Annotated in this window: 2 tRNA genes and 2 rRNA genes; all 4 read right to left on the reverse strand. The window is 54.4% G+C overall.

Annotated elements, in window-relative coordinates:
* Nucleotides 1-239: 239 nt before the first annotated feature.
* The 4 genes from NKJ75_RS32640 to NKJ75_RS32655 all read right to left on the reverse strand — a co-directional run bounded on the left by NKJ75_RS32640 (nucleotide 240) and on the right by NKJ75_RS32655 (nucleotide 5,531).
* Nucleotides 240-3,041, reverse strand: a 23S ribosomal RNA gene (locus NKJ75_RS32640).
* A gap of 422 nt (nucleotides 3,042-3,463) precedes the next feature.
* Nucleotides 3,464-3,539: transfer RNA gene (locus NKJ75_RS32645), tRNA-Ala, on the reverse strand.
* Between the two features lie 117 nt (nucleotides 3,540-3,656).
* A tRNA-Ile gene (locus NKJ75_RS32650) sits at nucleotides 3,657-3,733 on the reverse strand.
* Between the two features lie 313 nt (nucleotides 3,734-4,046).
* A 16S ribosomal RNA gene (locus NKJ75_RS32655) occupies nucleotides 4,047-5,531 on the reverse strand.
* The 16S and 23S rRNA genes sit together here with 2 tRNA genes alongside, the layout of an rRNA operon.
* Nucleotides 5,532-5,941 lie beyond the last annotated feature (410 nt).

A 5,941-nucleotide genomic window follows, 5' to 3' on the forward strand; every position in this document is an offset into this window, starting at 1 on the left:
ATGGGATCGGGTGCAGCCGCTCCGCCATAACCACCAGGTCGGCAAAACGCACGTTATATCGAGAAGCTGTTTTTTCGTGCCAAGGCGACGTTTGTGTCTAGCTAACGGACAAAGTCCGCAAGCGCGACTGCGCGTCGCCGGTTTTCCGGCGCCCTCGCGGAGCATAGGCCCTGTTAAGGGCCGCTCATGCGTGAGCGCTGGTCAGATCATCGTGTTCACGATGAGCATAAGGAATGAGAACGATCAAGCCGATCGAACTATTAGTACCGGTAAGCTTCAAGCGTTGCCGCTCTTCCACACCCGGCCTATCAACGTGGTCGTCTTCCACGGTTCTCAGGGAATACTCGTTTTAAGGTGGGTTTCCCGCTTAGATGCCTTCAGCGGTTATCCCGTCCGGATATAGCTACCCTGCTATGCGGCTGGCGCCACAACAGGTCCACCAGAGATCCGTCCATCCCGGTCCTCTCGTACTAGGGACAGATCCTTTCAATATTCCTACACCCACGGCAGATAGGGACCGAACTGTCTCACGACGTTCTGAACCCAACTCACGTACCGCTTTAAATGGCGAACAGCCATACCCTTGGGACCTGCTCCAGCCCCAGGATGCGATGAGTCGACATCGAGGTGCCAAACAACCCCGTCGATATGGACTCTTGGGGGTCATCAGCCTGTTATCCCCGGCGTACCTTTTATCCGTTGAGCGATGGCCCTTCCACGCGGGACCACCGGATCACTATGACCGACTTTCGTCTCTGCTCGACTTGTCAGTCTCGCAGTCAGGCAGGCTTATGCCATTGCACTCAGCGAACGATTTCCGACCGTTCTGAGCCCACCATCGCGCGCCTCCGTTACTCTTTAGGAGGCGACCGCCCCAGTCAAACTACCCACCATACATTGTCCCGGACCCGGATAACGGGCCGCGGTTAGACATCCATAGTAATAAGGGTGGTATTTCAAGGGTGGCTCCACCTGAGCTGGCGCCCAGGTTTCAAAGCCTACCACCTATCCTACACATGCCACTACGAATGCCAATGTAAAGCTATAGTAAAGGTGCACGGGGTCTTTCCGTCTAACCGCAGGAACCCCGCATCTTCACGGGGAATTCAATTTCACTGAGTCTATGCTGGAGACAGCGGGGAAGTCGTTACGCCATTCGTGCAGGTCGGAACTTACCCGACAAGGAATTTCGCTACCTTAGGACCGTTATAGTTACGGCCGCCGTTTACTGGGGCTTCGATTCAGAGCTTGCACCCCTCCTCTTAACCTTCCAGCACCGGGCAGGCGTCAGACCCTATACGTCGTCTTGCGACTTCGCAGAGCCCTGTGTTTTTGATAAACAGTCGCTACCCCCTGGTCTGTGCCACCCTCCTCTACTTGCGTAGAAAAGGGTCACGCTTCTTCCGAAGTTACGCGTGCAATTTGCCGAGTTCCTTCAGCATAGTTCTCTCAAGCGCCTTGGTATACTCTACCTGACCACCAGTGTCGGTTTCGGGTACGGTTTATAAGGAGGAGCTATTTCCTGGAACCGCTCCGCTGCCCGTTCAATCCGATAAGATTGGACAACTTGTGCGATCCGTCACTACCTCCAAGCCCACGAATATTAACGTGGTTCCCATCGACTACGCGTTTCCGCCTCGTCTTAGGGGCCGGCTAACCCTGCTCAGATTAGCTTTAAGCAGGAACCCTTGGTCTTTCGGCGGGGGAGTCTCTCACTCCCCTTACGTTACTCATGTCAGCATTCGCACTTCTGATACCTCCACCACCCCTCACGGGTATGGCTTCGTCAGCTTACAGAACGCTCCGCTACCGCTTGGCCCTTGCGGACCAAACCCTAAGCTTCGGTGTATGGCTTTAGCCCCGTTACATTTTCGGCGCAAAGACCCTTATTTAGACCAGTGAGCTGTTACGCTTTCTTTAAATGATGGCTGCTTCTAAGCCAACATCCTGGTTGTTTTGGGATCCTCACATCCTTTCCCACTTAGCCATAACTTGGGGACCTTAGCTGTAGGTCAGGGTTGTTTCCCTTTTCACGACGGACGTTAGCACCCGCCGTGTGTCTGCCGACTAGTACTCCCAGGTATTCGGAGTTTGGTTAGGTTTGGTAATCCGGTGAGGACCCCTAGCCCATCCAGTGCTCTACCCCCTGGGGTATTCGGTCGACGCTCTACCTAAATAGATTTCGCGGAGAACCAGCTATTTCCGAGTTTGATTGGCCTTTCACCCCTAGCCACAAGTCATCCCGAACTATTGCAACAGTTATGGGTTCGGTCCTCCAGTAAGTGTTACCTTACCTTCAACCTGCTCATGGCTAGATCACTCGGTTTCGGGTCTAATGCGACGAACTGAACGCCCTGTTCAGACTCGCTTTCGCTGCGCCTACACCTAGCGGTTTAAGCTTGCTCGTCACACTAAGTCGCTGACCCATTATACAAAAGGTACGTGGTGACCCTTGCGGGCTCCCACTGTTTGTAGGCAATCGGTTTCAGGTACTCTTTCACTCCCCTTGTCGGGGTGCTTTTCACCTTTCCCTCACGGTACTAGTTCGCTATCGGTCATGCACGAGTACTTAGGCTTGGAAGGTGGTCCTCCCAATTTCAGACAGGATTTCACGTGTCCCGCCTTACTCGAGGACGATTGATCGCATTACGCGTACGGGGCTGTCACCCACTATGGCCCTACTTTCCAGAAGGTTCCGCTTGTCTCTCAATCGCCACTGGCCTGGTCCGGGTTCGCTCGCCACTACTTCCGGAGTCTCGGTTGATGTCCTTTCCTACGGGTACTTAGATGTTTCAGTTCCCCGCGTTCGCCACTTTATCCCTATGTATTCAGGATAAGTTACCTATTATCGATACTTGGAAACCACAGTAGCAGATCGCTCTGCTACTCTGATTTTCCAAGTACCTTAGGTGGGTTTCCCCATTCGGAAATCTACGGATCAAAGGGTATTCGCACCTCCCCGTAGCTTATCGCAGCGTATCACGTCCTTCATCGCCTGTGCATGCCAAGGCATCCACCAATTGCCCTTAAGACACTTGATCGTTCTCATTGCCAATGCCCATCCGCGCAATCCGAAGGATTGTCGCTTCAGCCTCTCCCTTGCGGGGTTGGCGTCCGCGCAATTCCAAAGGAATTGTCGCCTGAACCGGATCCTGTGCGGGATCCACATTCGATGTCATTGGCACAAAAAGACCAGCTTCTCGAGATCGGTTCGAGGGTGCGGTTAGGCAAACCCATCATATGCGGGAGATTGAGCGTCTCCCGCGACAAATCACGAACCTTTCGGCTCATGAAGTTCGAACAAATCTTCTCTTTACGATGTCAAAACAGAACAAGCGGCAAGCCAAGAAGCTCACCACAAACCTTTATACGAATGACTTTTTTCACCACCCTCACTCAACACACTTCAAGGCGACGATCCTGCGGATCGCGCGACACGACAATCCTGCGGATTGCGTGGAAGTGGTGGAGCCGGACGGGATCGAACCGACGACATCCTGCTTGCAAAGCAGGCGCTCTCCCAGCTGAGCTACGGCCCCTGATATCTTGCTCCCGCATAATGGTATCGAGACCGAAGCGACGATCCCTACGGGATCGCGCTGGAGCTCAACTTCCACATCGAGGCTGAAGCGACGATCCCTGCGGGATCGCGCAAGTGGTGGGCCTGGGAGGACTTGAACCTCCGACCTCACGCTTATCAAGCGCGCGCTCTAACCAACTGAGCTACAAGCCCTAAAGACCGCGCTCTGCCAGTAACGAGCTGGGTGACATCGAGGCAAAGCCTCGCAAGGCCGACCGGCCGTCGCGGCTTATGCCGCGCCCTCGCGGAGCGCCAGCGGCCCAAAGGGCCGCGGTACGGCGCGCGAGCGCTGATCCAAAGTCATTCGCTGAAGAAAGAGAAACGAAGGCGGCAGACCCGCTTAAGGTATGCGCGACGGTAAGAGTGACTCTCTTCCGTCTTGTTCCAAGAGAACTGAAAGGCAGAGGCTCATCATCTCTCATCCGAAGACGAGCGATTAAGCGTTTCCATTAGAGTTCTTCCTTAGAAAGGAGGTGATCCAGCCGCAGGTTCCCCTACGGCTACCTTGTTACGACTTCACCCCAGTCGCTGACCCTACCGTGGTCGCCTGCCTCCTTGCGGTTAGCACAGCGCCTTCGGGTAAAACCAACTCCCATGGTGTGACGGGCGGTGTGTACAAGGCCCGGGAACGTATTCACCGCGGCATGCTGATCCGCGATTACTAGCGATTCCAACTTCATGCACTCGAGTTGCAGAGTGCAATCCGAACTGAGATGGCTTTTGGAGATTAGCTCGACCTCGCGGTCTCGCTGCCCACTGTCACCACCATTGTAGCACGTGTGTAGCCCAGCCCGTAAGGGCCATGAGGACTTGACGTCATCCCCACCTTCCTCTCGGCTTATCACCGGCAGTCCCCTTAGAGTGCCCAACTTAATGCTGGCAACTAAGGGCGAGGGTTGCGCTCGTTGCGGGACTTAACCCAACATCTCACGACACGAGCTGACGACAGCCATGCAGCACCTGTCACCGGTCCAGCCGAACTGAAGGTTCCCATCTCTGGAAACCGCGACCGGGATGTCAAGGGCTGGTAAGGTTCTGCGCGTTGCTTCGAATTAAACCACATGCTCCACCGCTTGTGCGGGCCCCCGTCAATTCCTTTGAGTTTTAATCTTGCGACCGTACTCCCCAGGCGGGAAGCTTAATGCGTTAGCTGCGCCACCGACAAGTAAACTTGCCAACGGCTAGCTTCCATCGTTTACAGCGTGGACTACCAGGGTATCTAATCCTGTTTGCTCCCCACGCTTTCGCACCTCAGCGTCAGTACCGAGCCAGTGAGCCGCCTTCGCCACTGGTGTTCCTCCGAATATCTACGAATTTCACCTCTACACTCGGAATTCCACTCACCTCTCTCGGACTCGAGATACCCAGTATCAAAGGCAGTTCCGGGGTTGAGCCCCGGGATTTCACCCCTGACTTAAATATCCGCCTACGTGCGCTTTACGCCCAGTAATTCCGAACAACGCTAGCCCCCTTCGTATTACCGCGGCTGCTGGCACGAAGTTAGCCGGGGCTTCTTCTACGGTTACCGTCATTATCTTCACCGTTGAAAGAGCTTTACAACCCTAGGGCCTTCATCACTCACGCGGCATGGCTGGATCAGGCTTTCGCCCATTGTCCAATATTCCCCACTGCTGCCTCCCGTAGGAGTTTGGGCCGTGTCTCAGTCCCAATGTGGCTGATCATCCTCTCAGACCAGCTATGGATCGTCGCCTTGGTAGGCCATTACCCCACCAACTAGCTAATCCAACGCGGGCTCATCCATCTCCGATAAATCTTTCTCCCGAAGGACGTATACGGTATTAGCTCCAGTTTCCCGGAGTTGTTCCGTAGAGATGGGTAGATTCCCACGCGTTACTCACCCGTCTGCCGCTCCTCTTGCGAGGCGCTCGACTTGCATGTGTTAAGCCTGCCGCCAGCGTTCGTTCTGAGCCAGGATCAAACTCTCAAGTTTTGAAACTTTGATTGGCTTTTATCTGGTCACGCTTTGAATTGACGAGAACATTCACACCTAGACACATCAGTGCCTTGGTAGACTTTATTCTCTCAAAACGTGTCCGCCAAAGTCTCGTTCGAACCTTCTACCCCTGGCGGGATAAGAGGTTCAGCAGGACTCTGCCGCCCACGTTTCTCTTTCTTCAATATTCAATTTTCAAAGAACAGACATCACTTCACGCAATGTCGTGGCCCGTTCCACCTCTGGCTTCGGGGCCGTCCGAGTGTCGCTTACGCGGCTCTCTTGAATTCTCACAAGGGCTTTCTCAGAAGCAAACTGCTTCGCCGCCAGCGGCGCACCGCCCTCGTTCGTGAGGCGTATATAGTCGCCACCAACCAGAACTGTCAACAGTCATCGACGATGTTTTT

The organism is Mesorhizobium sp. M0058, from assembly GCF_040323095.1.
GTDB lineage: Bacteria > Pseudomonadota > Alphaproteobacteria > Rhizobiales > Rhizobiaceae > Mesorhizobium.